Here is a 26,371-nt window from a genome sequence, read left to right on the forward strand (position 1 = left end):
AACACGCCGTTGCAGCGGCAGCGAACGAACCGCGACCTGTTTTCCTCTCGGGTGTGTACCGAAGTGGGACAACATTTTTGACAGCGGTGGTAAACAATATTCCTGCAATCGCTGCGGCTTCCTCCACGGTGAAATACTTGCGGTTCTGCTACCCTCATTTCCCGGATCCCGCCGACCCGCAACAGCTTCAGAAATTGCTGGCGGAAACGCATCAGCGTGTGGCCAGGCGTTGGGGCCTGAGCTTTTCCAGCGACGCTGTTAGGGGCAGCTGGCCGAAGGGCAGATCACCCACAGCCGTGTTTACGACGCGATTATGAGATCAATTCTCGTTGCGGATAAGCCCGGGGCCACGCGTTGGGCAGAGAAACTTGCAGCACAGTGGCGCGACATTCCCGTTTTCCTGGAAATGTTTCCGCACGGGCAAGTTATACATATTGTGCGGGATCCTCGTGACGTGACCGCATCCTACAAAAAGATGACCTACGAGCCCTGGCCGACATATCTTGATGCCGCGCTGAACTGCAAGGGGGCCATGGTGGAGGTTCCCAAACTACAGAAAATACACGGAGAAAACCGCATCTTGATACTGCGCGCAGAGAGTCTTGCTCTGGATCTGCCGGGGGAAATGCGCAAGATTTGCCAGTTTCTAGGTGAGCCATACGTTGATGAGTTGGCGGATTTGGACCGTTTTTCTGATATTAAAGGTGAGGCTTGGCGCACGAATACCTCCTTCGACGACACTCGCGAGAACTACAACGCTGCGGCGCCGCGCTGGCAAAACCATCTCGATCCTGAAGAGACTTTTTTGGTTGAATTGATTTGCCAACCTGAGATGGCTGACTTCGGCTATCAAGGCAGCGGGCTGGACATCACGACGCTGCCCATTGATCGCCTGCAAGAAATTTTCGGCGATCCCTGGTTCTCATCCCGCCTGTCACACTATCTTGTTCATGGCCAACCGATACAGGGCTATCGGACCGACCCTTACAAGACCGAGATGGAGATTGTCTTTGCTACGGACAGCCAGGGCGCTGCTACGTCAAATCAGAGCCGCAGGAAACCATCCAGAAAAGATTGACCGTCCAGTCCAGACCGCTCGGGATGAAACTGCACTCCGTAGACATGATCGCGGGCAATTGCAGCCGTCACTTGTGTCGTCCCTACATCGGTAACGGCAGTGACGACGCCCTCTGTTTTACATTGCACCGCGTAACTGTGCACGAAGTAGTAGGCGGCATTTGCCCCAACAGCGGAAAATGGTGTCCCTGCAAAACTGCCTGTGAATGCTTCGCGCGGGGTGTTCCAACCGATCACTGGCACTCGCACCGGTCTTCCGTCATCGTGTTGCGCGGTGATTTTTGAAACGGATCCGCTGAACACTCCGAGACCTTGATGGATGCCATACTCTTCTCCTGTCTCCATCAAAATCTGCATGCCGACACAGATGCCCAGAAATGGACGTTCCCTGTCAAGATAACGCAGTACGGCCGCATCAAGACCAGTCTTGCGCAACTGATCAGCGGCGCGTCCGAACGCACCCACGCCCGGAAGGATCAGGCGATCTGAGTTGGCGACGACGTCTGGGTCGGAGCTCAAGACAGGCGTGACGTTGCAGCGTTTAAGAGCTTCGGTCACGGAAAAAAGATTGCCACTGCCGTAATCGACAATTGTACAGCTGAGCGTCACGTTCTGATGTCCCGGTCTGTGAATTTCTTTGCTGGAACGCCGATGTATGTTCCCGGTTCTTTTATGTGATCGCAGACCACCGCGCCCGCGCCAATCGTCGACCAGTCGCAAACGGACATACCCGGCAGAACTGTGGCGTTGCTACCCAGCAAAACGCCGCAGCCAAGCTTCGCCGCACCGCCGACAACGCTGCCCGGTGCCAGATGGCAGTGGTCATCGATGATTGCATCGTGCTCGACAATGGCACCGCTGTTTACGATGACATTCTTTCCGATTTTTGCACCGATGTTCACAAAAGCGCCGATAAGTACCATTGTCCCTTCGCCGGGGTCTTCTGACAGGAAACGTGCACCTTCAATGATAAGCCGCGCATGAGGGTGACCCGAAGCGCGGCTTTGGTCAAAGATGCGTTGTCTTGTGCGGATATCACCAACCGTGATGAGCATCGCATAGCCTGACACGCTTTCCAGATCCGGGAACAGCACCGGAGTTTCGTCAATACTGGATCCGGTTGGCAATGCATCGTCTGCAAAGCAAAGATCCTTTACCCCTATGGATCGCGCCTGATGGGCGACGACACGACCATGGGCGCCTGCACCGAAAAGACAAAGCTTATCGATTTGCTCATTCGACATGTGCCAGGTCCACAAGCTCACCAGCGTCTACATCGCAGCGTAAAGCACGTCCTATAAACAGGTCCAGAAGGGCAGGCGATAGACCGTTCCCGGGCCGCATTGCTGACAAATCAGCCTCACGGAGCGTATGACCTTTCGGCAGGTTGAGGCCGAACACAAGACTTTTCTGCGCTACGGCACGTACATCCGAGACAGAACCCACCTCGCGTTTGACGCCATCACCAAGCCCATCCTCGACCTGCCTCAGCAGCCGAACCAAAGCAGCAAAGTCATCTGGTTCAATTGATGCCGCGTGATCTGGTCCGGGTTGTGAACGATCAAGGGTGAAGTGCTTTTCGAGCACACACATTCCGAGCCCGCGTGCAACAAGCGCGGCGTAAGGTCCGATTGTGTGGTCAGAAAATCCAACCGGGCGTCCAAATGCACCGGAGAGCGCAGGCAGGCTGCGCAAATTTTGGTCCTCGATCCGGGCCGGGTAGTTTGAGACGCACTGCAAAATCGCGACGTCTTTCTCGCCGCTTCGAGTAAGTGTGTCGATGGCAGTGGAGATTTCGGCAATGCCACCCATCCCGGTTGAGAGCAGGACGGGCAGGTCGGTCTGCGCAGCCTGACGGAGCAGGGGAACATTTGTGATTTCGCCAGATGGCCATTTCAGACACACCGGGTCGAGGTCGATGACTGTCTCAAGGCTTTGGCAGTCAAAGGCAGTTGACATAAAGTCAATTCCAACAGTTTCGCAGTGGTCGCGCAATGCCCTGAAGGTGTCATCGTCTAGTTCCAGCCTGCGCAACATGTCAGCTTGCGAACCGCTCCCGGTTTGGGTGACCTGATAGTCTGCCTTGCCGGCGCCTGGGCTGACCAATGCGTCCGTGCGAAAAGTCTGAAACTTGACCGCGTCCGCGCCGGCTTTTTTTGCCGCGTCGATCATTTCGCGGGCGATTTGGCCGTTGCCGTTGTGATTCACCCCTATCTCTGCAACGATATAGCAAGGATGGCTGGATCCGATTTCGCGGCCGTTCAGGGACATCACGGGGGCTGAAATGGTCATCATTGTTCCGTATTCCGTTTAGGCGTCATTTCCAAACCTGGTCAACAAGGTTCTGAGGCTTTAGCAAATTGTTTGTGGGGTTGACAGGCTATCGTCGCTCTTACACAGGTTCGTTTCACAAGACCTGCAATGTGACCCTGGGGGTTGATCTTTCCATGACAATAAAACCATGTGCTTTGGACTGGAACATCGAGCCGGATGACTTTTCACCCGAACGAAACGATCCACCTCGGCTTTACGGTCTGCCTGCAGATGTCGAGTTTTGTTCCCGTTGCGGCATCTCAAACCAGCGAGCGAACTCAACTGTCGAGTTCCAGCATACGCAGGAATCCGTCAAGACAACGATCCGGTTCGATCAAGACAGGGTGTGCGATGCCTGCCGAACCGCGGCGCGGAAAGAACGCGACATCGATTGGGATGAACGTCGGGCAGAACTGAAGGCGCTCTGTGATCGGTTTCGCAGTCAAAACGGATCGTATGACTGTCTTGTGCCTGGATCGGGAGGCAAAGACAGCTTCTATCAGTCATGGATGCTGAAATACGAGTTTGGGATGAATCCGCTCACCGTAACCTGGGCACCGAACATCTATACGGATTGGGGCAGACAGAACTTCGATGCTTGGATCAACTCGGGCATGGACAACTACAAGATGACCGCATCGGGTCGATCCAAAAGGCTGCTGACGAGGCTCGCCGTAGAGAATATATTCCATCCTTTTCAGCCATTTATCATTGGTCAGAAGTGTTTTGCACCAAAGATGGCGCTTTTGTTCGGTATCCCGCTGATCTTCTATGGCGAGAACGAGGCTGAGTATGGCAATCCGATCGAAGACAACGCTGACGCCCAGAGATCCTACGACTTTTTTGCCGCCAAGGGCGATCAGGAAATGTATCTTGGTGGCGAAAGCGTTGCCAGCCTGAAGGAAAATTTCGGTTTGAGCCAGGCCGACTTATCGCCGTACTTGCCAGCCGATATGGCGCCGTTGCGAGACTTAAAGGCTGAAGTTCACTATTTGGGATACTACCTGAAATGGCATCCGCAGTCGGCCTACTACTTTGCTGTGAAGAATGGTGGTTTCAAAGCCTCGCCGGAACGCACTGCCGGTACGTATTCGAAGTATAACTCGATTGACGACAAAATTGACGATTTCCACTATTATACCACCTATATCAAGTTTGGCATCGGTCGCGCGAGCTATGATGCAAGCCAAGAGGTCCGCTCGGGAGATCTGGAGCGGGAAGAGGCTGTCGCGCTCATCCGCAGGTATGACGGAGAGTTCCCTGAAAGATGGGCGGATGAAATTTTTGACTATCTTTCGATCGACGCGGAAACTTTTCCGAAAGCTTCGACTATGTTTGAACATCCGAAAATGGATCGAGCATATTTTGAGGCGCTTACAGATCGTTTTCGGTCACCACATCTATGGCAAAAGGACGCGGAGACTGGTTGGTCTTTGCGTCACCGCGTGATCTGAGGGCCTGCTCTATGCGAAATGTCCGCCTTATCGCACGCCTCGACATCAAGTTGAACTGGCTGATCAAGGGCGTGCAGATGGAAGGATGGCGCAAGGTTGGACCACCTGCCGAATTCGCCCGCACCTATGCGGAAGGGGGCGCGGATGAGCTGTTCCTTATGGACGCAGTCGCAAGCCTTTATGAACGCAACAGTCTTTTGGACATCGTGAGGACTGTTGCCACCGAAGTTTTTGTTCCAATGACGGTCGGTGGGGGGGTGCGAAGTGTCGAGGATGCGAATGTTCTGCTCAGTTCAGGAGCGGACAAAGTGGCGATCAACACGGCGGCGACACGCGACCCTTCATTGATTTCAGCTTTGTCTGATCGTTTTGGGGCGCAGGCGACTGTTGTGTCTATTGAAGCGATCCGTTCCGGGACGAACTGGCTCGCAATGACGGATAACGGTAGGAATCATACTGGGCGCGACGTGCTGGAATGGGCTTCGGAGGCCGAGAAATGCGGCGCGGGAGAGATCGTTTTGACTTCGATCGACAAGGATGGTCTTGGCTCGGGTTTTGATGTTGATCTGGTGCGGCAAGTGAGTGATCGTGTGTCGATCCCGGTGGTCGCTTCGGGGGGGCTGGGAACCGGGGATCATCTTGTCGAGTTGATCGACAAGACGGAGGTATCTGGTGTTGCCGTCGCGCAAGCCTTGCATTGGCGGGAGCTTGACCTGTCGGACTTGCGACAGTGCCTACGCGACGAAGGGATCTTTGTGCGACCTCTCCCGGAAGAGAGAGCCCGCTATAGCCTTTCAAGTTAACATTGAATCGCTTGTTCGCTGCCTCTCTCTTCGGTCGAACGCGAAAAGCGATGAACATGTCTCAATGAAAACTCGAAAGGCTTTAATACGCGTTCTGTTTTGCTAAAATAGACGGCTTCAGCTCGATATTGTTAAGTGCGTGAAGCAATAGGTGATCCGAACGGCCGTCGCCGTAGACGTTTTCTCCATCGCATTTCATTTCCAGTGCGGTTCCAATCGCTTGCAGAATGGCGGATTGGTCGATGCTTGGGCAATCAACTGTGTTGCTGTTGCGCTGCCGGTTTTTCTGGCGGCTACCGACATTGACGCAAGGAACAGAAAAACTTGCCGACTCGATGATACCGGACGAAGAATTTCCAATCATCACATCGCAGGACGCGAGGACTGAAACAAAGTCGGCACGGCCCAGATGGGTTAGGACGCGTATGTCACCTGACATCTCGTATTTGTTCAGCACTTCATCTATCGCGACCCCACCAGCATCGGAGTTTGGCCGAAGAATGATCGCTGAGAGGTTTGCCTCTTGGATGGCAACGATAATCGTTTCGATCTGTGCCGCCGCACATTGTTGTTCCTGAACGACCGGGTGGAAGATGACCAGCGCGACGGCTTTGGAATGTGGCAGTTCAAAGTCTTGTCGGAGCTTGGTCGGCTTGCGTCGGGCACCATCGGTCAGCCCGACCAGCCCAGGCGCGCCGATCACGGTGATGCTGTCTTCCTCCTCCCCCATCTTCAACAGCCGAGTTGCTGCGTCCTGGGTCGCCGGAAAGTGGAAATGGCTCAGTTTTGAAATAGCATGGCGAAAGCTTTCATCGACAGTTCCCGATCGCTCACCACCGTGAAGATGCGCGACATGGATGCCCATGTTGACCGCAGCAATGGCCGCTGCCAACATCTCACCACGATCTCCCAGAACCAAGAGCAGATCAGGGCGTTTTGTCTTCCAGATGCTCGCAAAACCTGCAAGTTCATGTGCCGTCGCAATCGCCATCTCCTGGCCGTCTTTGCCGGAGAGCGACACCGGGATTGTTCCCGCGATCCGAAGCGCACTACGTTCGACCTCGGACATCGTACCGCCATATTTGTCGATGAGATGCTGCCCCGTTACGACAAGTTCCACCTCATGCTGGCTGGACGCATCAATTCTCTTGAGACAACTCTGGACCAGCCCGAAATCGGCTCTGCTTCCTGTTACATAATGGATAAGCATTAGCTTATATGCCCTTTTGCACGACGCGGAAGGTTTTGAGCAGAATATGAAGATCTAGTGCGAGGTTAGCTCTCTCGACATATTCCAGATCGTGGGCCAGTCTGGTCTTCGGGTCGATATCAGAGCGTCCCCTCACCTGTGCAAGCCCCGTGATGCCGGGACGAACCTGATGGCGGCGCTGCCAATCCTCCGGCTCATACAGTTGTTCCTGCATTGGTACATCTGGTCTGGGTCCGACAAAGGACATGTCACCCTTCAGGACGTTCAGAATTTGTGGCAACTCATCTATCGACTTGGCTCTCATGAACACGCCGATCCGTGTCACTCTCTGGTCGTTTTGCATGGTCTGGAAACCGCCGGTTTGATCAGCATTCACGATCATAGATCTGAATTTCAGCATTTCAAAAGGCACGCAGCCCCGGCCAATTCGTTTTTGCTTATAAAGAACGGGCCCTCCATCCTCACGCTTTATCGCCACCGCGATAACCAGCATCGGGATTACAAGAGGTATCAGACAGGCAAGCGACAACAGCACATCAAAGGCTCTCTTCAAGATACTGCTCCATTGGTGTATCCCGCGACCGTTTTGGTGAAGAGCTTCCTCAGCGCCCCCGCATCCTTCCTGTCTAATGCGTCTTTGAGTTGACAAAGCGCCTCTGCGGTTTCTTCCGGGTTCAGGAACGGCTCCCGCGCGCACATTATTTTGTTATGGGGAGTAGGAACCTGACTGTCGTCGATGAGGAGCTCTTCGTACAGCTTTTCACCTTCGCGCAGACCGGTATAGATTACTTCGATATCGCCACGAGGGTTCTTTGTCGTGCGCTCGGTCAAGCCGCAAAAGGCGATCATGTTCCTTGCCAAGTCAACTATGCGCACTGGCTTGCCCATATCCAAAACAAAGACCTCTCCGCCACGTGCAAAGGTTCCTGCCAGCAGCACCAGCCTTGCGGCTTCACTCAGCGTCATAAAAAAGCGGGTCACTTCGGGATGGGTCACGGTCAACGGGCCGCCTTTCGAGATTTGTTCGCGAAATAGCGGGATGACCGAGCCCGAACTGCCAAGCACGTTCCCGAACCGGACCATTGAGAAAACAGTTTTGGGGTGACGTGTCTGCAAGTCTTGCACAAGCATCTCGGCAAACCTTTTGGTCGCCCCCATGACATTCGTCGGTCGCACGGCCTTGTCGGTCGAAATCAGTATAAATCGGGCAATGCCAATTTCAGCGACCGTTTGCGCAACCTGATATGTTCCGATAATGTTGTTTCTTGCCCCCGAGATTTCATTGTTTTCGACCAAAGGTACATGCTTGTAAGCCGCCGCGTGCAGGACGATCTCAATGTCATGTTCAACAAGCGCCTGTCGCAGGTGGTCTTCAGCCAAGACCGAGGCAAGAATAGGAACTATCTGACACTCCACATGCGCGGCCCGCAACCGCCTTTCGATATCATATAACGCCACCTCGCTGTGGTCGAAGAGCACAATTTTTCTGGCGGGAACAGATGCCAGCTGGAGACTTAGCTCTGACCCTATGGATCCACCAGCGCCGGTAACAAGCACATTCCGCCCCATATAATCTGCAGCGATTTCCGGCATGTCCAGCGCCTGGGGCAAACGGCCCAGTAGGTCCTCGCTGGTCACGGTCTGTAAGTGACCGGTGATGGCTTGGCCGGTCATGAAATCAATGAAATGCGGCATAGTGCGCAGGGTTACGCCATGATCGCTAAGCCCCCGCAGTATTTGCTGCTTTCTCGCACGCGACGCAGACGGCATCGCCAGAACGATCTCCGTCACATTTTTTTCCTTGATCAACCCATTGATATCTTTGGGCCCGTAAATGCGAAGAGCACCGATAAGAACCTTGTGCATGGCTGGATTGTCATCAACAAAGGCGACGGCCTCGGCGGCATCGAAGCTTTTGAGTGCGTTTGCCAATTGCACGCCTGCCGCGCCGGCACCGTAGATCAAGACGCGCTCCTGCCCGGCTGTTGCCTTCCCGCCCGGCTCTATGAAACGGTCGAAACTAAGCCGGAGCCAGACCGTCAGAAAGGCCAGGATCGGGATGAAAATCAAGGGCGCTGATCGCGGGATCAGAAAGAATACCCACGTATTGATGAGAAACAGCAAAACGCCGAGCAGGACCGCAAAAAGCCCCAGTCGAGCAATGCCATGGAGATTGAATGACCGAACGGAAATCCAGGGGATTGAAAGGAAAATCGAGAGTGCGATTCCTGCCGGCAAGAGGCCAATAAGGCACAGAGCCCAGCCCTGCGAGTAAAATAAGAGATCAAAACTGTTCAGACGTAGCGCAATTGCCAAATACAGCGACAAAGCCGTTAGGGCCCCATCCATTGCGATAACCAATGCAATTTTCTTGCTTCGGCCAAGGTTCAAGAGAGTGCTTGATAGTCCACGCATCGCCTGGCGTCCTACTGTGATGTCTCACCCTCGTCCACGCGAACCGAGCGCAGCGAGAGTAGAACACGGAGGTTGACCAGAATCATCAGCAATGTGGTGCAAAGTATCAAGAACAGGTTCATGAGGCGGCTTTCTGGCAATGTAAGGAAGTTGAGCAATAGAAGCAGTGGCATCATAACGACCAAGCAGCGGAACATGGTTCGACTAAGTTGACCGAAAAGTTCTGACAAGTCGGTTTTGCCCATCGAGAAGCATGTTGAGAAGATGGCCGCCGCATAATGGAAACTGACAAACCCCCAACTTGCCGATATGTGAGGCGGGAGTCCGAATTTTTGCAGAACAAGAAAAACGCCCAGACCTGCAACCAATGCCAAGATGGTTGCCTGAAGCACTTTGTGGGTCCGTGTCTGTGCGTTAAGCGCAGCGCTCATAACCTGAAATAGAGCGAATGCCGGTAACGCAGTCGCAAAAATTCGGAAGGAAGATGCGACTTGCATGGTGTCTGCGCCCTGCATGCGCCCATACCCGAAGATGATTTCAGAGATAGGGTCTGAGAATAAAGCCAACACTATGGCTGCAGATAGGGTCGCTGCAAATCCGATGTTTGATGCAAGCAGTACCCGAGAACGGAAAGCCGCGTTCTCATCTTTTGAAAGCCTGGACAGGATTGGCAAAAAGAACAGCATGATCGGCGAAATCAGCAGGGCGACTGGAAGATGAAAGAGACGTTCTGCGAAGCTGAAGGCGGCCAGGTTCCCTGGTCCACCGGTCGCCTGCAAGGACCGAAATATGATCGGGGTCGCGGCAACGAGGCTATGTGCAGCGACACCTTGCAAGAACTGCCTTCGAAATCCGGTTTGAAACCTTGCCCTTCGTATTGGTCTTCTAAGTACGGGGGTCACCCCGGGTACAAGTGTCGCAAGCCGGAGTAGAGCTGCAAAAACCAGTACGGTTCCGAAGGTTAAAAAATCAATTGTTTCAAATTGGTTAGAACTTCTTTGGAGGATCGCAAAATAGATCACCAGCACGCAGTTAAAGACGACAACCCCAAGGGGTGGCAACGCATTTTGCCGCGTGACCTGTAGATACGCTGTCACGGGCCCCAGAACAACGGAGAGCGGAAGAACCAACACGGCGAGCGCAAATCCCCATCCAAAATTTGTCAACTCTACAGGGTTGAGACTTGGCGCAAGTAAACCAAGGACTGTCTCGCGGAAGATGATCAAAAGAAGTCCCAGACCAATGGCACCTAGGGTCATCCAAAGGATGATACGCTGCAAGAGGTCCGCCCGTTCAGCGGGTTCGGCGCGGCTTAGCGCGGGAACCAAGGCTGCACTAAACCCGCCAGCCAACAAGACGCTTACAAGCATATCCGGGAGGGTCAACAACAACACCGTTGCATCAGCTTCGGGACCAAGCCCGAGCTGCGCGGCAATCATCTGTTCTCGGATCAGCCCGGAAAACCGGCTTAAGAGCAACAGAACACTCAAAATTGCGGAAGCTTGCAGAAGGGTTCGTGCCATCGGGTGCCAGTGGCGGGGGACTCCGCCTGCTCTTTGTGTATCGCCATTATCCTCCAGAGGAAAGAGAAGGGAGTAATCGCGGCAAGATCAACGGAGGGTACAGAAATCTCAGCATTTCCGGCACGCCCAAATCTGACGCGGCTGTTCTGCCTTTGAACTCATGGGGCGGGGGAGCGCAAGTTAAGATGGTTGCGGGAACCTGCAAGCCTCTCAGCTTGCCATTCGATTCCATTGCCTGCCGTGTCTGGGGTCGAGCTGGCTATCTCGCTTTTGCAAATCCTCGATCCGTTGCCCGAAACCAGTTTGACCCCGGGGCCACAAGACGCGCAGGCTCATCGGTTTGGGCTGAGAGGCGTGCCTTCCTTCCCCTGCACAAGCCGTTCTTTCGTGCCAATGGCGGCGATTGCTCCTATCAGATTTTTGCATGGCATCAGCAGATCAATTCATTTGCCTGAAGGGAGTGCGGCCTGAATAACTTGAGGTGAAAGGAACGCGCATGCATATCGCAGTTATCGGGACGGGGATTGTCGGTGTTGCCACCGCGGCCTGGCTTCAGCGCGATGGCCACAAGGTGACGTTCATCGATCCAAAGGAGGCTGGATCGCAGACGTCCTTCGGCAACGCAGGCTCCATTTCGCCCAGCGCCGTTCTTCCGGTCGGTATGCCGGGCATGTGGAAGCGGGTTCCAAAATGGCTCACCGATCCGGAAGGGCCGCTGGTGATCCGCATGCATTACCTGCCCCGCGTGCTGCCCTGGCTTTTTCAGTTCCTGCGCAACATGCCCGAGGCGGAGGTCACCCGGATCGCAGGTGCGATTCGCGGGCTGCTGGCGCCGACATTTGACTGCTACACACCGCTGTTGCAGCGGGCCGGGGCTACCAGCCTTCTGCGGCGCAATGGGTGTCTGTACGTTTATTCCTCCCGCGAGGCGGCTGAGCGGTGGCGGTTCGGCACCGAGTTGCGGCGCAGTTTGGGGGTCGAGATGAAATGCGTTGAGGGAGAGGACCTTTTCGCCCTTGAGCCCGCCCTGCGCGGTCGTTTCGGCTTTGGTCAGTTCGCGCCCGATAACGGTTCCACCCCTGATCCGGCGGCGCTGGTTCAGGCGCTTTATACGCAGGCCTTGAAGGACGGGGCTGAGCATCTGCGCGACGCTGCCACCGGGTTTGGGATGAGGGACGGCCTCGTACACACGGTCGAACTGGCTGACAGCGCGCCGCTTGAGGTTGATGGCGTCATCATCGCCGCCGGTGCGTGGTCCAAGACCCTTGCTCTTAAACTTGGGGCCGCCGTGCGGCTGGAAACCCAGCGCGGCTATCACGTCACGATCCCCGATCCCGGCGTGGAGCTGAACCGCAACGTCATGGCGGTGGAGCAGAACATCATGATCAATCCGATGCAGATGGGTCTGCGTCTGGCCGGAACCGTTGAATTTGCGGGTCTGAATGCACCGCCCCGGATGGAACGGGCCGAGGCGCTGATCAATGTGGGCCGGAAGGTGTTCGGCACTCTCAAGACGGAAAACTACACAACCTGGATGGGCCACCGCCCCTGCCTGCCGGATTCCCTGCCTGTCATTGGCCGCGCGCCCAGGGCTGAAAACGCATGGTTCGGCTTTGGCCACGGCCATGTCGGCATGTGCGGCGGCGCCACGACAGGCCGTGAGATCGCCAATCTGGTCGCCGGGCGCACGCCCGGGATCGACCTTCATCCGTTTCGAGCGGAACGATTCAGGCGGGCCTGATACAGCCCGAAACGGCCCTGAAGAGGTCGGAGTTAACAAAACGAACAGTCATTATTAGGAGAGAAGACGTGAAAGTACTTTTGACAGCCCTTCTTGGTGTGACGGTAGCCTTTACCGGGACCAGCGCCTTGGCCCAAAGCTATCCTGAACGACCGATCACCATTGTCGTGCCCTTCCCGCCGGGTGGATCGACCGATCTGTTGGCCCGCCAGATCGGTGAAGCGATCTCTGGCCCGCTGGGTCAGCCCGTGGTCGTCGACAACCGCGGCGGTGCGGGCGGTACTGTGGGGGCGAACTATGTCGCCCAGTCCGACCCCGACGGATATACGCTTTTGATGGGCGTGACCGGATCGAACGCGATCAGTGCGGCGCTGCGCGACGATCTTCCCTATTCGCCGGTTGACGACTTCGCCCCGGTCAGCATCGTCATCTCCTCGCCTCTGGCGCTGGTGGTCCGGTCTGACAGCGATTTTACATCGGTCTCGGACGTGATCGACTTCGCCGCCGAGAACCCCGAAGGCTTCGCACACGGCACACCGGGCGTCGGCACGTCGATGCATATGTCGGCAGAACTGTTCGGCCTTGAGAGCGGAACTCAGCTTTTGCACGTTCCCTACGGTGGCAGCGCCGCGGCACTGCAGGATCTGCTTGGCGGCAACATCGACGGCATGTTCGGCGACATTCTGGTGACGTCGGAATTCATTGCATCGGGCGATCTGCGCCCCTTGGCCGTGACCGGCACGCAGGAGCATTACTTGCTCGAAGGCGTCCCCACGATGAGCGATGCCGGGCTTGAAGGCTATTCCGCCTTCTCCTGGCAGGGTGTCTTCGCGCCGGCAGGCACACCGCCCGAGGTTCTCGAAATGCTCTACGACGCGATTTCCGACGCGCTCCAGACGGAGGCTTTGCAAACGACATTTTCCGAACGTGGGTTCCTGGTGGAAGGCATGACACCATTGGACTCGGCTGATTTCATCGTCAGCGAGGTCGAAAAATGGACCCGTGTCGTCGACGCGGCTGGATTGTGATCCGATCTTTCAAGCACGGGCGGCACGGATGAGTGCTGCCCTTGTGCGCACCATCATGCCCGGGCTGTGCGTCAGCCTGTTCGGTGCGTTTGTCGCGGCCATTGCGCTGACCTACCCCCTCGGCTCCGCGCTGCGGCCCGGGCCGGGGTTCTTTCCACTGGCGATTGGCGGAACTCTTGTGGTTCTGGGGCTGCTCGTCATCATTGAGGCTTGGCGCGCGCGCCCTTTGGACGAAGACAACACCACAGGTATCGCCTGGCGCGGGATGCTTGCGACCTGTGCCGCCATCCTCGTCTTCGCCTTGTTGCTTGAACGGCTTGGCTATGTCCCGGCAGCAATTGCATTGGTCCTGATCGTGGGCATGGGTGAGCCGGGGCGGAATTGGCGGGTGCTTGGGGTCATCGCGATATTCATGGCGCTCTTTGGAACGGTGGTGTTCATCTGGGGCTTCGGCTTGCCCATTGAGCCGTTCGAGGGGCTGTGATGGAGGTTTTCCACGGCATGCTGCTGGGCCTGAACACGGCGTTGAGCCCAGAGGCGTTGATGTTCTGTTTCATCGGTGTTCTTGTCGGCACGATTGTCGGTGTCTTGCCGGGTGTCGGCGCGCTGGCAGCCATTTCGCTGGCCCTGCCGCTGACCTACTATATTGACCCCACCCATGCGCTGATCATGCTGGCGGGGATTTTCTATGGCGCGCAATACGGCGGCTCTACCGCGTCGATCCTGCTCAACCTTCCCGGGACGGCGACGGCCGCCATCACCTGCCTTGATGGCCATCCGATGGCACAGCAGGGCAAGGCCCCGCTTGCGCTGTTCATCACCGCGATCAACAGCTTTGTCGGGTCAACCTTCGCGATCATCCTGGTGATGTTCTTCGCCCCCGTCATCGCCCGCTTCGCCCTGAATTTCAGCTCAGCCGAATACTTCTCGGTCATGCTTCTGGGGCTGATTGCCGCCGCCACGCTCAGCCTCGGCTCGCCATTCAAGGGATTGGCGATGGTGGCTCTCGGCGTCGGGCTTGGACTGGCCGGCACGGATGTGAACACCGGGCAATTCCGGTATACGTTCGGCTTCCTGCCCCTTGCTGACGGGTTCAGCCTTGTGGCTGTCGCCATGGGATTGTTCGGCGTGGCCGAGATCAGTGCAAGCATCGGACAGCCACAGGGCGTGGTGCATCAGGTCGGTCGCTTCCGGTTCAAGGACATGTGGCCGGGGAAGGCAGAAAGGCGACAGATTTGGGGGCCCACCCTGCGCGGTTCGGCCATCGGGTCTTTCGTCGGTGCGCTGCCGGGCACCGGGCCGGGGATTGCATCGCTGATGGCATATGCCACCGAAACCCGCCTGTCGCGCACGCCTGAGCGTTTCGGCAAGGGCGCGATTGAGGGGATCTCCGCGCCCGAGGCCGCGAACAACGCGAGCGTACAGGCCGCGTTCATCCCCACACTCAGCCTCGGCATTCCCGGTGACGCGGTGGTCGCCGTGCTGCTCGGCGCGATGCTTCTGCACGGCATTCAGCCGGGGCCGAACCTGATCAACGATCAGCCGACACTGTTCTGGGGCCTGATCATGAGCTTTTGGATCGGCAACCTGATGCTGCTTGTCCTCAACATCCCCCTGATCGGGTTATGGGTGCGGCTGCTGACGATCCCCTATCATGTGCTTTACCCCTGTATCCTCGTCTTCATCTGCCTGGGCGTCTATTCGTCCGACAACAACGTCTTCGACATCTTCATCGTGCTGATCTTCGGGGTTGTCGGCTACGCCATGCGCATCGGCGGATTCCCAGCGACACCGGTGCTGTTGGGCTTTATCCTCGGCCCCCTGCTGGAGGAACATTTCCGCCGCGCGATGCTTTTGGCACGCGGTGATCCGCTTGTCTTTGTCGAGCGGCCCATCAGCGCCGTGTTTCTTGGGATCTCCCTTCTTTTCCTGTCGAGCGTGTTTTTCTCCCGCCGGAAACCAGGCATACAATCTTCTGAACCATGAACCCGGCAATAAGGGCTTAGGGCATGCAAACCCGTCTCTTTTCAGGTGTCGACCTTGCGAACACCATCCTCGATGGCCTGAACCCCGTGCCCGGCGACACCTTGTGCGTTCTGGCCGACCCGCTGGCGCCCGGCGCGATGGCTTATGTGGATCGCATATCCGACTACGCCGCCCGCATTGCCTTGCGAATTGAGAGGCTGGCCTATCCAACATCCGATGAAGAACACGCAAGGCTTCCGGCGTTACTCACAGGGCCGGTCCTGCTGATCCAACCCGCACCGGATGCATTTGATGCCTCCCGGTTCCTTGATCACATCGGACCCGACGCGGACGCAGAGGGGCTGCACCCCGTTCACGCCGGGCACCATGCCAAGGGAGAGGTCGCCGTCATTCCGCCAACGGCAGAGGCTGCCGCTATTGTAGCCGCGCATCTCGCAGGGTCGTTGGAGGGGGCGGTGGTGTCCGTCGTCGGCGCGTCACCCACGGTCGGGCGGCCCCTTGCCATGGCGCTGCTGACAGCGGGCGCGACGGTCCGGGTCGCACAAGTCACGACAAAAGACCTGGTCGCCGAGACCTGCGGCGCGGACATTGTGGTGGCGGCTGCGGGCGTTCCGGGATTGATCAGATGCGATCACCTGCGCCGGGGCGCCATCGCAATCGACATCGGCGTGACCCGCGTCGGTAACCGTCTTGTGGGCGATATCGACCGCGCTGCGGTGGATGGTCATGTGTCCTGGCTCACCCATGTCCCCGACGGGGTCGGGCCGGTCACCACGGCCTGCTTGCTGCGCAATGCGGTGAATGCCTGTCGCAAGATGAACAGCTATAGCGTTTCAACATAAAGTCGAAACGCTTTAGTCATTTTGGCGTTGCGCCTTCGCCTATTCATTGGGCGATCTGCCACGCCCCTGCAATTCAGAGAGACAAAGTCACCCTTCGGTGCCTTCCGCAGCGTCAAGAAACTTGAAAAAAAGCAATGGTCGGGCGATTATCGACATATACTTCGATAAACGAAAAGAGAGATGGACTATGTTACGGACAGCTTTAGCGGCCTTCGCGGTGCTCACCTCATCCACAACACTCGCAATGGCGCAGGAAGAAGTGCGCCCCAACGTGTTCTTCGCAGGTGAATTGGACGAGCCGGGAACAGACCGGGCCATGATGCAAGATCTCATCCTTGACCTGATGACCGCGTGGGGCGACTGCAACGCCGATGCGATGATCTCTTCCGTGTCGGAAGAGGTAAGTTTTGCCTACCCGACAACCGCCTATACCGGGCGCGGCTCGATGCTTGAGGATCTTCAGCTGTTCTGCGAAGCAGCCAGCGAAGTGTCGTTCTATCTGCCGGCCGATGCCTGGTATATCGACACCGTCACTGGCCGGATCGCGGCAGAGGTGCAGTTCCGCGCGTTCCAGCGTGGCAACTATCAGGTCGTCAACGATGTCTGGATCGCGACGATTGAGGATGGGCAAATCACGATCATCAAGGAATATCTCGATGGGCGCGTGAAGGACCTTCAGGCTCTGGGTGTGCTGGAACTTGAGGAAAGCCCCGAAAGCCTGACCCCATGGCCGTCACGGACCGCGGAATGGGAATCCTGTTTCCCGATCACGCGCGCCGCGCCGATCAACGAATGCCGCCCCCCTTCGGAATAACCAGCAAAGGCTGGCGCGTGACAGACGCGCGCCAGCCCACCCTGCCGTGACGCTTGTTTGTCACATTGCAGCGGCGGTCACTTCTACCTCGACCAGAAATTCGGAACGGGTGAAGCCGGACACGATCACCAGCGTTGACGCGGGCAAATGCGTCACATCAGCCAGCCACGCATCGCGTGCCTCCATATATCCCTGCATATGTTCCCGCGCGGTGACAAACGCATTGATGCGGATCACATCACCCGGCCCCATGCCAGCAGCGCCCAAGATCGCGGTGCAGGATGCAAAACACAGATCGGCCTGGGCGCGCGCGCCCTCTGGCACCGTTCCGTCCGCCGCGAGGCCCAACTGGCCCGAAGTGGCGACCAGCCGCATTCCGGCAGGCATCTCGACCCCGTGGGAGTAGCGGGCAAATGGCGGCGCAATCGTATCGGGAACTAAGGAGCGCAAAGGAGGATATCCCGTTTGAAGAGTGTCTGGCTGAGTGGCCTCAGCGGCGGCGACCAGGTTCAGCAACAGATGGGCACGCGTCAATGCACCGACCGAGCCATGGCGCGGGGTCACGAAACTGGCCTTTTCAGCCACGTCGCCCGCAATGTCAGAGACCATTTCGCCCTCTGCGTAACTGATTCCGATGCCCAGAACCGAAGCGCCGGGCCGGATCATGTCGGCACGAATGAAATCGGGCTGCCCGACGGCCGAGATCACGATATCGGCCCCGGCAATAGCGCCACCCACATCACCGGACCGGCTATGCAGCAGCGTCACATCCGCGTCCACACCCTTGCGCGACAGCAGCATCGCAAGGGGTCGCCCCACGATGGAACCACGCCCAATGATAACAACACGCTGCCCTGCAAGCGGGACATGATGGGCTTGCAGCAGATCGAGAATACCGGCGGGCGTGCAGGGTAATGTGCCCTCGGATCCCCAAAGAAGCCGCCCGAGGTTCATTGGGTGAAACCCGTCCACATCCTTGGCCGGGTCGACTGCCGCGACGGCACTGTCGGTGTCCAGGTGGTTCGGCAAGGGAAGCTGGATAAGCACACCATGGCGCGACGCGTCCGCGTTCAACCGCGCGATCAGTGCCATCAGATCATCCTGGGAGGTTTCGGCATCCAGCACGATGGCCTCCGACCCGATCCCCGCTTTCGCGCAATCCGCATGCTTGCGTTTGAGATAGGCCTCGCTGGCCGGGTCATTGCCCACCAGAATGGTCGTCAAATGCGGGACGATGCCCGCATCTGCCAATGCAGCCACCCTGGCCGTCATCTCCGAGAGTCGGATGGCGGCCAGGGCGTCGCCGTCAAGAAGCACGGCGCGTGTCACTGTCACTCGAACCCGATGGACGGGTCGATGAACTGGTTGGTCACGACATCTTCCGGCGTGACGTCAGGATTGGCACGCTCATCGAGGTTCGGCGCAACCACATCGAAGATGGCCTGCACCCGTGCCATGTCGAAATCGCCGACAGTGCCGTTGGTGCCGTTGCCGATGATCCCGGTCTCGGCCATGACCTGCGCCGCGTTCGCGACCTGATCGGGTTCGGTCGACCACCAGCCAACATTGTAATCGCCCTCGTTGAAGGCCACGACAATTTCGTTCACTTCTGCGGGTTCAGTGGCGTAGTCAATCGCCGCCTGCTGCATGATCGGAACCAAGGCTTCCAGACAGGGCGAAAGTTCCTCCAACCGATCCCGGCTGACCGAGACCATGCCGGTATAGTTCGGATAGCCCAGATCGTTGATGAACACGTAGTCGATGGGGCGGGCCCAGTTGTTGCCCGTCTCGAAGTTATAGACCTCACTGGTGGCGAAGCCCTGGTTCAGCCATGTGCCGTTGTTGACGACGAAGTTCTCGGCATCGCCCCGGTAGCCTTCGACGAAAGCCTCGGCGGGAACGCCTGCCTCAACCAGGTAGCGCCCGAAGGTGCGGTTGATGGTCGAGACATAGATCTTGCCCTGACCGGACCCGGCGAAGGCGATCAGGTCTTCCACGGAGTTGAAGCCATCAGGGTAAGTTTCCTCATCCCAGAGCAGCGCCGTGGGGGCGACGTCGAGCGGCGCGAAGACACCGATGGCCGGGAACTGATCAGAGAATATGAAGGCATTGTCCAACTCGTGATAGGCGAGGTGCGGCACCAGATTGGCGCGGTTGTTGCCACGGAACAGGGCAGAATAGGACGTCTCGCCATCGGCCAGACCGATACCGCCGCCGCCTTCCAGCACGACAAGCTCGATACCGGTCGAGCCGAGAGGGCCGCGATAGGCGCCCTGCTCCATCGTGCCGCCGGACCCGATCATCTGAATGATCGGCCCATGTTCGGCCTGCATCAGCCAATCCTTTTGCAGGATCAGCGGGTTCGGGCAGACCTCTGACAGGTCGGTGGTATAGCTGGTCTCGGCAAAATCGCCGGCCATGGCAGCAGTGGCCGATAGGGCAGTCGCGCCGAGAAGGGCGGGAAGCAGTCGTAGTGTCATGGTAGGTTCCTCTCTGTTGGCGGAAGTTTCGTCACCTTCAAACGCGTCCGTGCCATTCCGAAAACAGCCGGTTTCCGACGAATTGAAAGAACAGGTAAACCGAGATCGACAAGACCGAGGAGGCGATCAGCGCCGCGTACATTTCCTCGTATTTGAAGTCGATCTTGGCATTGATAAGCATCTGGCCGAGGCCCCCGGCACCCGCCAGAAAGAACAGTTCGGACACGATGGCGCCGATTACGGCGAGGCCTGCGGAAATCCGAAGGCCCGCGAACAACGCCGGTGCGGCGGACGGAAAGCCCGCCTTCCACAGCGTAATCCACCAGCTTGCGCTGGCCAGGCGGAACAGGTCGATCACGCCGCGATCAAGGCTTTTCAGGCCCAGCAGCAAAGTGGTCGGGATCGAGAAGAACGTGAACATCGCCACAATCAGAACTTTCGGCAGAAAGCCGAAGCCGAGGGCGGCCTGAATCAGCGGGATAATCGCAAGGATCGGAATGGATTGCAGGGCCACGAGATAGGGGAAAATCGCACGCTCCATCGTCACCAGCCGGAACATGATCATACCAAGCAGGATGCCCATGGGGATGGAACAGGCGAGGCCCGCCGCCGCAATCGAAAGGGTCACAAGCGCACGCTGACCAAGCTCGGCCAGGACGTCGGGGCGCGAAAACGCACGCTCCCACAATCCGGCCCCGCTTGGCATCAGGAACAGCCTGTGATCGGGCAACCCGGCCCGGACCCAGGCATAAAGCCCCAACAGGGCGATGCCGAGGATCACGGGCGGCAGCACCGAACAGGCGAAGCGCACGACCGGCGTGGGGGGCGCACGATTTGGGACCGGCTTATGGGCCCGAAGGGTGGATGCGTCGCTCATATCGCGCCGTCTCCCGGTTGCATGGTTTCCTGAAGGGATTTTGACACTTGCGCGCGGCCATCCGTAAAAGCGGCCCCGAAGCGCATGTCGCCGGTGCGCGGTGAGGGCAGATTGACCTTGAACTCGGAATGGATGCGTCCGGGGCGCGCGCTCATCACCACAACACGGTCGGACAGGTAGACCGCCTCGGGGATGGAGTGGGTGATGAAGAAGCCGGTGAATTGCTTTTCCCGGTGGAGCGCCGCGAGGTCTTCGATCAGCTTCTCGCGGGTGATCTCATCAAGTGCGCCGAAGGGCTCGTCGAACAGGAACACGGAAGGCTCCAGCGACAACGAACGGGCAAGAGAGGCGCGCATCTTCATGCCGCCGGACAGGGCGCGGGGAAAGCGATCCTCAAACCCTTTAAGGCCCACGGCTTCCATCTGTTCCAGCGCCTTGCGCCGCCGTTCCGCTGCCGGCACGCCGCGCAGTTCCATCATCAGCTCGACATTTTGCAACGTCTTGCGCCACGGCAGAAGAGTTGCCTCCTGAAACACGAATGCCAGGTGGTCGCGGTCAATGCGGACGGTCCCATCGGTATGGGTGAGCAGGCCCGATGCGATCCGCGCCAGGGTGGACTTGCCGCAACCCGATGGCCCGATGAAGGACACAAATTCGCCCTTTCGGATCGTCAGGTTGATGTCGCGCAATGCCTCTGTGCCATCGGGATAGGTCATTGAAAGGTTTTCAAACGCCACTGCAACCTCGCGGTCATCACCGGCGCCCGCCCCGGGCTCCACCTGGCTAATCCCGACGGTGGGCGGAGGAGCTATATCAGCAGGTGCGGACATCAATAATTCCTCATCTTCGTACCGACCTTCCTGATGAAGCTCTCAACCTGGTCTCGCGACAGTCGGTCGATATTGTAGAGCGCGTGATAGTCGACACGCACGCCCGGTTTGCAAATCGCGCGTAGAAAACGGGTCGCGTTCTTGCGCGGTGGATCGCCCAGAACGGCGGCGCGCCAGCGTTTCGAACCATAGGTCGTCACCGTCGTCAGCTTCTTGATGTTTGTCAGCCCCGGCCCAAGGCGTTCCTTCTTGAACACGAAGGAGACGTCCGGCAGGAAGACGCGGTCGAAATAACCTTTCAGCATGGCGGGCCAGCCGAAGTTCCAGACCGGATGGCACAGCACCAGCGCATCGGCGGCCTTGAGGCGCTGAACATAGCTTTCGACGGGCACGCGATTGTCCGGCACATCGTGGTAGCTTGATCGTCCCTCAGCCGACAAGACCGGGTCGAACCCTTCGGCGTAAAGGTCGAGATCATCAACCTCATGACCCGCGTGCGTCAGGTTCTCGACAACCGTTCGGTGCAGGGTTCCCGCAAGGCTATCTGCCAGGGGATGCGCGTATATGACGTGAACGCGCATGATCAGGTCCGTCCCCCGCCGACAGTGCCGAACAGGTAGCTGCGCCCGTCCTGCGGCACCCAATCCGGGTCTTCCCAGGCAATCATCTTGCCGGGGTTCAGCAACCCTTTGGGATCCGCCCGGCGTTTGAACTCCAACTGATCAAGATCCGGCGCCTTCATGCCACCCTCCTCCAATGTCACGCGATGCGGGTTGAATACCGTCAGCCCCAATTCGCCCTCAAGAATGGTCACGACCTCCTCCAGCCGGGCCTCATCCGTGAAGCGCACAAGGGGCATCGCGACGGCGCGCACCTCGCCCTGGATGCGGGTGAATTCCATGTGGATCTGCAGCTCATCCCCGAACCGGGCCTTGATGGCGGCGGCGTCAGAATGGACATCATCGCTGAACATCATTTGCAGGTAGGTCATCGCCGGATCGACCTTGATCGCCCTGAGCGTGGTGTGATTCCACCCAAGCTCATAAAGGTCGGGAAACCGCCCCTCATGCTCCCCATCGCGGAACCGGATTTGTCCGCCCAGGCGCGCGATCAACGCCTCCAATGCCGCAAGATCCCCGCTGGCCACATAGACCGCCACAAGCGCTTCCCCCTCAGGCACCAGCTTGCGATGGCGGAGGAAATACCTGTCCGCAATCCCCGGCTCGAACAGTGAAATCATGCGGGACAGGATTGCATCGTCGCGACCAATGGCGAAGGCGCAGGCAATCGCGGCGGCCATATCCGGCAGGCCGATCAGAACCTCGCGCCAGTCTGTTGCCGGATCAATCGGCAGTTCCAGCTCGGTGATGATCCCGTTGACGCCATAGGCATGGGCGGCCTTGTGAACATCGTGGCCCGTCAATTCGATCACCTGCGGCTCGGCCTCCATGGTCAGAAGCCGGATGCGGCGGATATTGGCCGGGTTACGCAAACCGCCCCAACGGATTGCGCCGACGCCGCTTGATCCACCCGCGATGAAACCGCCGATCGTCGCGGTCGCCATGGTGGACGGGAACAGCCGGATCTCCTGATCCGTCTCGCGGGCCCGGTCTTCGATCCGGCGCATGATCGCCCCCGGCCCGGCCACCACATGCCCCGTATGGATGCCGATCTGGTCGAGGCGTTCGGTCAGCAGCACACAACCGCCCCGAAGCGGCATTGCCTGCCCGTAATTGCCGGTTCCGGCACCGCGAACGGTAACCGGTACGTCATGTTCGAAACATGTGGCAAGGATTTTGCGAACCTCATCCTCGGTCTCCGGGATCGCCAGAAAATCGCCCCTGATGTCAGCCAATTGCCGTTTCAGGATCGGCGAATACCAGAAGAAATCGCGACTTTTGCGCTCAACCGGACCCGGCGCATCGTCCACGGTGATGCCACTGGTCTGTAGGATCCCGAAACACTCTGTCATCCGCGCGTTCATAGGGCGATCTCTTTTGGCGTGATGGTGTTCATGCCGCCCACCGCCCTGTCGCGGCCGGCGATCAGGACGGTGCGCTCCTGTGGGGGGGCGGTCAAAAGCGCGCTCCAGTTGCGAGCCGGAACAAGAAGCAGGTCGGCGGGGGCACCGCTGGCAAGCAGGCCGCCATCGGTGTCCCCAAGGACGCGGGCGGGAATGTCGGTAATGGATCTGATCCAATGGCCAAGCTCATGATCAAGATGCAGGGCATAGGCCGCATCCGCGAACACGGACAGCAAATCGTAGTTTCCAAAGGGAAAGAACGCATCGCGCACGTTGTCGGTGGCGATCACGATCGGCACGCCACGGGCGGACATCTCCCGAACCGGGGCCATCCCCCGTTGCTTTGGGGTCCGTGCCTGTTGCCGATCCTGAAGGTAGAGATTTGTTCGGGGCAGCGTTGCGATGGCGATGCCGGATTGGGCGATCAGATCCAAGGCCCGGTCCAGATCATCTGCCGGCAACAGCCCCAAACGACAGGCATGACCGGCCAGAACCCGGCCCTCATACCCGGTCCGCACCACCGCCTCGGCCAGTGCGAGTGTTGCCGGGGGCGTATCACACAGATGCTCATCCACATGGAAATCGACGTCGAGCGCGTAGCGTGCCGCCCCTTGCAGGAACCGATCAAGAACCTCGGGTGCCGCGCCATCGGGCGGGATGAAGGCGCCAAGCACACCGCCCGCCCTTGCCACCTGCTTGCACCGCGTATCGAAGCCATCAATCATCGCGCGATCGAGGGCGGCAAGCGCCACCGGCGTGATCCGCATCCGGCCTTCATACTCTGACATCACGTCTTTGATCGCGTGCCATCCCGGTTTGTCCTCGGGCAGCAGCATGCAGTCGATATGGCTTCGCATCGTGCCGACACCCGCCGTCAGCGCCTGATCGACAGCCCGGGTCATCCGCGTTCTGAAATGATCCACGTCCCAGGTGTGCATGGCAGGCCCCAGGGTTCCGATAGCCCCCATCAGGGTGCCGTCGCCCGCGCCCGTTTCATGAATCGTCTCGGATTTGTCGAGATGAACATGCGCCTCTGCGAGGCGGGGCAGCGCAACATTGCCGCGTGCCGGAACATGTATCGCATCGGGCAGTTCAGAGGCATGGCACAGCCGCCCCGCAGCAACCCCCAAATCCGCCATAACAAGCCCGTCCGTCATCCCCCCGCCTTCTACCGGCCGAGAGGCGAAATCGCGCAACAGGGAGATCGGGACCATCACGTCCTGCAAGACGTAGGGTTGAGGCGGCGCGGGCAACGGGCGCATCATGACGCGTCCCAATCCGGCTCATATCCCGCCATTTCGTCGATCAGCGCACCAATGTGCCTTGCTGCCGTTTCGACAATCACCCGCCCGGCCTCAGGTGTTGCGGCGGCGGCATTCCCAGCTACTCCCTCAGGGTGCAAATCACGCGCGGTCCATCCGGTGGACGGGGTGCCAAGGAACCTGAGATAGCTGTAATCCTGCGCCATCTGCCGGTTGGTCGAGGCAAAATCTTCCGCTTGGGTCATATCCACAAGGTCGGCAAACAGATGCAGCATTGCCGCCGTCTCCATGAACCCACCATGAAGGTCGTCAACCCTTGCCTCCTGCGGATGATCCCCGATCCCCAACGCCATCCAGCCAAGTGTCGAGGCGAATAGCCCGTGCTGGATGCGGGCACGCCGGATAACGGTTTGGAGGGCGGGCATGTTCCCGCCATGGCCGTTGATGATCAGCAGTTTTCGGAAGCCCGCATGCGCCACACCGCGCGCGACCGCCATCAGCGTGGCAATCATGTCTTCCGTTCCAAGCCACACCGTACCCGGCCAATCGTGATGCTCTTCCGAGACACCGATGGGCAAAACGGGAAGAAGGCAGCATTCCGCTATTTGCGCCTGTGCCGCCCCCAGGCCCGCCATCGCCTCGGCCAGCAGATGATCAGTCCCCAGGGGCAGATGCGGCCCGTGCTGCTCCAACGCGCCGACCGGAAGGATCGCCACCGCGCCGGGGGGCGGCGGGAAGTCAGAGCTGCGAAGGGTGTGCCAAAGGCGTGTCATGGATTTCCGCAATATTCGTTTATCGAAACTTTATTCGATATACCGTACGATAGAATCCGGACAGTGCAACCCACTACCGGCTATGTTGGCCTCGAATGACTTGCGAATGCCTATTAAACCAGCGATGGAGTCCGAGAAATGGATGATGTTGTGATGAATACAGTCCCCAAGCCCGAGAAAAGCAGTGCCATCGAGTCTGAAATCTCGCTCACGTTTCGCAAGGGCCTTCAGGTCATGGAGGCGTTCGACGGAACGTCGCGCCTGATGAGTCTGTCGGAAATCGCGCGCAAGACGGGGCTGAACGCTGCGGTCACGCGGCGGCTGGTGCGCACCCTTTTGCAGGCGGGCATCCTTGTGGAAAAGGGCCAGCGCTTTGAGATGACGGTGGGTGTGATGCGATTGGCGCGCGGGTTTCTGGACGGGCACCGAATCGCGCAGGTGATCCAGCCCATCTTGCGCAAATCCGCCGAAAAGATTGGTGAGAACCTGTCTTTCGCGCTGCATGACCAGGCGGATGCCACCTATGTCGCCCACGCCTATCTGCCGGGGCAATTCACACTCAACATGATCTCGGTCGGAACCCATGTCCCGCTTCACCGCACGGCGTCGGGTCATGCGATCCTTGCCCATCTGGACCGGGGCGATTGGCCCGCTGAATGTGATCCTGATACGCTGGGGCCGTCGGTCGACAGCACCCGAAAGCGCGGCTTCTCGTTTGTCGAGGCCGGGCTTATCTCTGGCGTGAGTTCGGTCGCGGTGCCGGTGTTCTCACCAGCACGGCAGATCGAAGGCGCAATCTCGATGCTTTTCCCGACCGGCCGGTACACCGCCGATGAGATGCCCCGAAGCGTTTTGGACGAGATGCAGCAATGTGCCGTCGATATCGGCGCCGCTGGCTGAACGATCATACCAGGGGGACC

25 protein-coding genes are annotated in these 26,371 nt (G+C 58.4%); 10 read left to right on the forward strand and 15 right to left on the reverse strand.

Annotated features, from left to right (window positions below):
• Nucleotides 1–313: 313 nt before the first annotated feature.
• Complete coding sequence (locus E2K80_RS11680; RefSeq protein ID WP_135375168.1) at nt 314–1,078, forward strand: sulfotransferase; 765 nt, start codon at nt 314–316, stop codon at nt 1,076–1,078.
• Here the strand turns inward: E2K80_RS11680 and hisH are convergent.
• Genes hisH through E2K80_RS11695 form a run of 3 tightly spaced genes read right to left on the reverse strand, consistent with a single transcriptional unit; the run spans nt 1,045 to nt 3,369 of the window.
• Entirely contained in the window at nt 1,045–1,686 is a 642-nt protein-coding gene (gene hisH / locus E2K80_RS11685) for an imidazole glycerol phosphate synthase subunit HisH (RefSeq protein ID WP_168193174.1), read from the reverse strand. The genes E2K80_RS11680 and hisH overlap by 34 nt on opposite strands.
• Nucleotides 1,683–2,321, reverse strand: coding sequence for a NeuD/PglB/VioB family sugar acetyltransferase (locus E2K80_RS11690; protein WP_135375170.1), 639 nt, complete (start codon nt 2,319–2,321; stop codon nt 1,683–1,685). The genes hisH and E2K80_RS11690 overlap by 4 nt, the downstream gene beginning before the upstream one ends.
• A complete protein-coding gene (locus tag E2K80_RS11695) occupies nt 2,311–3,369 on the reverse strand; it encodes an N-acetylneuraminate synthase family protein (protein WP_210405377.1) in 1,059 nt (352 codons plus the stop codon). The genes E2K80_RS11690 and E2K80_RS11695 overlap by 11 nt, the downstream gene beginning before the upstream one ends.
• A gap of 131 nt (nt 3,370–3,500) precedes the next feature.
• Between E2K80_RS11695 and E2K80_RS11700 the strand changes: the two genes are divergently transcribed.
• Together E2K80_RS11700 and hisF are read left to right on the forward strand one after the other, a co-directional pair.
• Nucleotides 3,501–4,844, forward strand: a complete 1,344-nt coding sequence (locus tag E2K80_RS11700; protein WP_210405378.1) for an N-acetyl sugar amidotransferase — start codon at nt 3,501–3,503, stop codon at nt 4,842–4,844.
• A gap of 11 nt (nt 4,845–4,855) precedes the next feature.
• On the forward strand, nt 4,856–5,647 hold the full coding sequence (gene hisF, locus E2K80_RS11705) for an imidazole glycerol phosphate synthase subunit HisF (RefSeq protein WP_135375171.1): 792 nt from the start codon (nt 4,856–4,858) through the stop codon (nt 5,645–5,647).
• 82 nt (nt 5,648–5,729) lie between these two features.
• On the opposite strand, the gene neuC is transcribed toward hisF, so the two are convergent.
• Genes neuC through E2K80_RS11725 form a run of 4 tightly spaced genes read right to left on the reverse strand, consistent with a single transcriptional unit; the run spans nt 5,730 to nt 10,795 of the window.
• Nucleotides 5,730–6,857 carry a UDP-N-acetylglucosamine 2-epimerase gene (neuC, locus tag E2K80_RS11710; protein WP_135375172.1) on the reverse strand — a complete coding sequence of 376 codons (1,128 nt, stop codon included), beginning with the start codon at nt 6,855–6,857 and terminating at the stop codon, nt 5,730–5,732.
• 4 nt (nt 6,858–6,861) lie between these two features.
• Nucleotides 6,862–7,410 (reverse strand): sugar transferase, encoded by a 549-nt coding sequence (locus E2K80_RS11715; protein ID WP_135375173.1) that lies wholly within the window; start codon nt 7,408–7,410, stop codon nt 6,862–6,864.
• Nucleotides 7,407–9,272, reverse strand: coding sequence for a polysaccharide biosynthesis protein (locus E2K80_RS11720; RefSeq protein WP_135375174.1), 1,866 nt, complete (start codon nt 9,270–9,272; stop codon nt 7,407–7,409). The genes E2K80_RS11715 and E2K80_RS11720 overlap by 4 nt, the downstream gene beginning before the upstream one ends.
• Nucleotides 9,273–9,283: 11 nt before the next feature.
• Nucleotides 9,284–10,795, reverse strand: coding sequence for a lipid II flippase MurJ (locus E2K80_RS11725; RefSeq protein WP_135375175.1), 1,512 nt, complete (start codon nt 10,793–10,795; stop codon nt 9,284–9,286).
• A 496-nt stretch (nt 10,796–11,291) separates the two neighbouring features.
• Here E2K80_RS11725 and E2K80_RS11730 point away from each other — a divergent pair, with 496 nt between their 5' ends.
• The 6 genes from E2K80_RS11730 to E2K80_RS11755 all read left to right on the forward strand — a co-directional run bounded on the left by E2K80_RS11730 (nt 11,292) and on the right by E2K80_RS11755 (nt 17,206).
• On the forward strand, nt 11,292–12,536 hold the full coding sequence (locus tag E2K80_RS11730) for an NAD(P)/FAD-dependent oxidoreductase (RefSeq protein ID WP_135375176.1): 1,245 nt from the start codon (nt 11,292–11,294) through the stop codon (nt 12,534–12,536).
• A gap of 68 nt (nt 12,537–12,604) precedes the next feature.
• Entirely contained in the window at nt 12,605–13,564 is a 960-nt protein-coding gene (locus E2K80_RS11735) for a Bug family tripartite tricarboxylate transporter substrate binding protein (protein ID WP_135375177.1), read from the forward strand.
• A 28-nt stretch (nt 13,565–13,592) separates the two neighbouring features.
• Nucleotides 13,593–14,048: a tripartite tricarboxylate transporter TctB family protein gene (locus tag E2K80_RS11740; RefSeq protein WP_135375178.1), complete on the forward strand. Its 456-nt coding sequence runs from the start codon at nt 13,593–13,595 to the stop codon at nt 14,046–14,048.
• Entirely contained in the window at nt 14,048–15,550 is a 1,503-nt protein-coding gene (locus E2K80_RS11745) for a tripartite tricarboxylate transporter permease (protein WP_135375179.1), read from the forward strand. The genes E2K80_RS11740 and E2K80_RS11745 overlap by 1 nt, the downstream gene beginning before the upstream one ends.
• A gap of 23 nt (nt 15,551–15,573) precedes the next feature.
• Nucleotides 15,574–16,392, forward strand: a complete 819-nt coding sequence (locus E2K80_RS11750; RefSeq protein ID WP_135375180.1) for a bifunctional 5,10-methylenetetrahydrofolate dehydrogenase/5,10-methenyltetrahydrofolate cyclohydrolase — start codon at nt 15,574–15,576, stop codon at nt 16,390–16,392.
• Between the two features lie 121 nt (nt 16,393–16,513).
• The gene (locus tag E2K80_RS11755) at nt 16,514–17,206 is read left to right on the forward strand and encodes a nuclear transport factor 2 family protein (RefSeq protein ID WP_238475512.1); all 693 of its coding nucleotides are present in this window, start codon (nt 16,514–16,516) and stop codon (nt 17,204–17,206) included.
• A gap of 60 nt (nt 17,207–17,266) precedes the next feature.
• Here the strand turns inward: E2K80_RS11755 and E2K80_RS19315 are convergent, their stop codons facing one another.
• From E2K80_RS19315 to E2K80_RS11795, 8 genes are all read right to left on the reverse strand, one after another.
• Entirely contained in the window at nt 17,267–18,541 is a 1,275-nt protein-coding gene (locus E2K80_RS19315) for a tetrahydrofolate dehydrogenase/cyclohydrolase catalytic domain-containing protein (protein ID WP_135375181.1), read from the reverse strand.
• Nucleotides 18,538–19,686, reverse strand: coding sequence for a hypothetical protein (locus tag E2K80_RS11765; RefSeq protein ID WP_135375182.1), 1,149 nt, complete (start codon nt 19,684–19,686; stop codon nt 18,538–18,540). The genes E2K80_RS19315 and E2K80_RS11765 overlap by 4 nt, the downstream gene beginning before the upstream one ends.
• Nucleotides 19,687–19,723: 37 nt before the next feature.
• Entirely contained in the window at nt 19,724–20,563 is an 840-nt protein-coding gene (locus tag E2K80_RS11770) for an ABC transporter permease (protein WP_135375183.1), read from the reverse strand.
• Nucleotides 20,560–21,252 carry an ABC transporter ATP-binding protein gene (locus E2K80_RS11775; protein ID WP_238475513.1) on the reverse strand — a complete coding sequence of 231 codons (693 nt, stop codon included), beginning with the start codon at nt 21,250–21,252 and terminating at the stop codon, nt 20,560–20,562. Before E2K80_RS11775 ends, E2K80_RS11770 begins: the two co-directional genes overlap by 4 nt.
• 140 nt (nt 21,253–21,392) lie before the next feature.
• Complete coding sequence (locus E2K80_RS11780) at nt 21,393–21,974, reverse strand: NAD(P)H-dependent oxidoreductase (RefSeq protein ID WP_135375184.1); 582 nt, start codon at nt 21,972–21,974, stop codon at nt 21,393–21,395.
• A 2-nt stretch (nt 21,975–21,976) separates the two neighbouring features.
• The gene (locus E2K80_RS11785) at nt 21,977–23,365 is read right to left on the reverse strand and encodes an FAD-binding oxidoreductase (protein ID WP_135376596.1); all 1,389 of its coding nucleotides are present in this window, start codon (nt 23,363–23,365) and stop codon (nt 21,977–21,979) included.
• A gap of 8 nt (nt 23,366–23,373) precedes the next feature.
• Nucleotides 23,374–24,630 (reverse strand): amidohydrolase family protein, encoded by a 1,257-nt coding sequence (locus tag E2K80_RS11790; RefSeq protein WP_168193176.1) that lies wholly within the window; start codon nt 24,628–24,630, stop codon nt 23,374–23,376.
• A gap of 47 nt (nt 24,631–24,677) precedes the next feature.
• Nucleotides 24,678–25,451, reverse strand: a complete 774-nt coding sequence (locus E2K80_RS11795) for a creatininase family protein (protein WP_135375186.1) — start codon at nt 25,449–25,451, stop codon at nt 24,678–24,680.
• Nucleotides 25,452–25,589: 138 nt separating this feature from the next.
• Between E2K80_RS11795 and E2K80_RS11800 the strand changes: the two genes are divergently transcribed.
• Nucleotides 25,590–26,351: an IclR family transcriptional regulator gene (locus tag E2K80_RS11800; protein ID WP_135375187.1), complete on the forward strand. Its 762-nt coding sequence runs from the start codon at nt 25,590–25,592 to the stop codon at nt 26,349–26,351.
• Nucleotides 26,352–26,371 lie beyond the last annotated feature (20 nt).

The organism is Rhodophyticola sp. CCM32, from assembly GCF_004751985.1.
Lineage (GTDB): Bacteria > Pseudomonadota > Alphaproteobacteria > Rhodobacterales > Rhodobacteraceae > Rhodophyticola.

Bases quoted from the DNA above. Each gene is read 5' to 3' on its own strand.
- E2K80_RS11680 (WP_135375168.1), top strand. From the start codon at position 314: ATGAGATCAATTCTCGTTGCGGATAAGCCCGGGGCCACGCGTTGGGCA.
- E2K80_RS11690 (WP_135375170.1), bottom strand. From the start codon at position 2,321: ATGTCGAATGAGCAAATCGATAAGCTTTGTCTTTTCGGTGCAGGCGCC.
- E2K80_RS11695 (WP_210405377.1), bottom strand. From the start codon at position 3,369: ATGACCATTTCAGCCCCCGTGATGTCCCTGAACGGCCGCGAAATCGGA.
- hisF (WP_135375171.1), top strand. From the start codon at position 4,856: ATGCGAAATGTCCGCCTTATCGCACGCCTCGACATCAAGTTGAACTGG.
- neuC (WP_135375172.1), bottom strand. From the start codon at position 6,857: ATGCTTATCCATTATGTAACAGGAAGCAGAGCCGATTTCGGGCTGGTC.
- E2K80_RS11720 (WP_135375174.1), bottom strand. From the start codon at position 9,272: ATGCGTGGACTATCAAGCACTCTCTTGAACCTTGGCCGAAGCAAGAAA.
- E2K80_RS11725 (WP_135375175.1), bottom strand. From the start codon at position 10,795: ATGGCACGAACCCTTCTGCAAGCTTCCGCAATTTTGAGTGTTCTGTTG.
- E2K80_RS11730 (WP_135375176.1), top strand. From the start codon at position 11,292: ATGCATATCGCAGTTATCGGGACGGGGATTGTCGGTGTTGCCACCGCG.
- E2K80_RS11740 (WP_135375178.1), top strand. From the start codon at position 13,593: ATGAGTGCTGCCCTTGTGCGCACCATCATGCCCGGGCTGTGCGTCAGC.
- E2K80_RS11745 (WP_135375179.1), top strand. From the start codon at position 14,048: ATGGAGGTTTTCCACGGCATGCTGCTGGGCCTGAACACGGCGTTGAGC.
- E2K80_RS11750 (WP_135375180.1), top strand. From the start codon at position 15,574: ATGCAAACCCGTCTCTTTTCAGGTGTCGACCTTGCGAACACCATCCTC.
- E2K80_RS11765 (WP_135375182.1), bottom strand. From the start codon at position 19,686: ATGACACTACGACTGCTTCCCGCCCTTCTCGGCGCGACTGCCCTATCG.
- E2K80_RS11770 (WP_135375183.1), bottom strand. From the start codon at position 20,563: ATGAGCGACGCATCCACCCTTCGGGCCCATAAGCCGGTCCCAAATCGT.
- E2K80_RS11780 (WP_135375184.1), bottom strand. From the start codon at position 21,974: ATGCGCGTTCACGTCATATACGCGCATCCCCTGGCAGATAGCCTTGCG.
- E2K80_RS11785 (WP_135376596.1), bottom strand. From the start codon at position 23,365: ATGACAGAGTGTTTCGGGATCCTACAGACCAGTGGCATCACCGTGGAC.
- E2K80_RS11790 (WP_168193176.1), bottom strand. From the start codon at position 24,630: ATGGTCCCGATCTCCCTGTTGCGCGATTTCGCCTCTCGGCCGGTAGAA.
- E2K80_RS11795 (WP_135375186.1), bottom strand. From the start codon at position 25,451: ATGACACGCCTTTGGCACACCCTTCGCAGCTCTGACTTCCCGCCGCCC.
- E2K80_RS11800 (WP_135375187.1), top strand. From the start codon at position 25,590: ATGGATGATGTTGTGATGAATACAGTCCCCAAGCCCGAGAAAAGCAGT.